Raw genomic sequence first — 960 nt, forward strand, 5'->3', positions numbered from 1 at the left:
CCGAAGAAACCGCGCGTCGCCACCCCAGAGCGCGACGACACCGGCCCCTATGGCCCCCGCGACGACGTGATGCGCTTCGGCGCCGAGCTGGCCGAGAGGCACGGCCTGCCCGCCGACTGGGTGCAGTCGCAGCTGGCCGAGGCGCGCTACGTGCCGAACGTCGAGAAGTTCATCATGCCGCCGCCGGCCGGCACCGCGAAGAACTGGGCTGCCTACCGCGGCCGCTTCGTCGAGCCGAAGCGCATCCGCGCCGGGCTCGCGTTCTGGCAAGACAACGAGAAATGGCTCGCGCGCGCCGAGGAGCTCTACGGCGTGCCGGCCGAGATCGTCGTCGGCATCGTCGGTGTCGAGACGATCTAYGGCCAGCAGATGGGCGGCTTCCGCGTGATCGATGCGCTGGCCACGCTGTCCTTCGATTTCCCGAGCGGCCGGCGCGACCGCAGCGCGTTCTTCCGCGACGAGCTGGAGCAGTTCTTCGTGCTGTGCCACAGCGAGAACGTCGATCCGCTCGCGCTGAAGGGCAGCTATGCCGGCGCGATGGGCATGGGGCAGTTCATGCCGAGCAGCTGGAACCGCTATGCGGTCGACTTCGACGGCGACGGCCGCGTCGACCTGCACACGAGCGGGGCCGACATCGTCGGCAGCGTCGCCCACTACCTCGCCGAGTTCGGCTGGCAGCGCGGCATGCCGACGCACTTCGACGTGGCGGCGCCGGTGGATGCCGCCGACCGCGCAACGCTGCTGGTGCCCGACATCGTGCCGAGCTTCACGCCGCAGGAGTTCCTCGCGCACGGCGCCGGGCTGCCGGCCGCGGCCCGCGAGTTCGGCGACAAGCTCGCGCTGATCGAACTGCAGAACGGCGACGCGGCGCCGAGCTACATCGCCGGTACGCCGAATTTCTATGCGGTGACGCGCTACAACTGGTCGAGCTACTACGCGCTGGCGGTGATCGAGCTGGGG

At 70.0% G+C, this 960-nt stretch carries 1 protein-coding gene; it reads left to right on the plus strand.

The genetic code is table 11. The features are described 5' to 3' along the window. The coding region (gene mltB, locus AC1D12_RS34180) for a lytic murein transglycosylase B (protein WP_477845503.1) at positions 1–960 on the plus strand (960 nt) is incomplete at both ends.

It is taken from the genome of Rhizobacter sp. P1_G5, assembly GCF_056405435.1.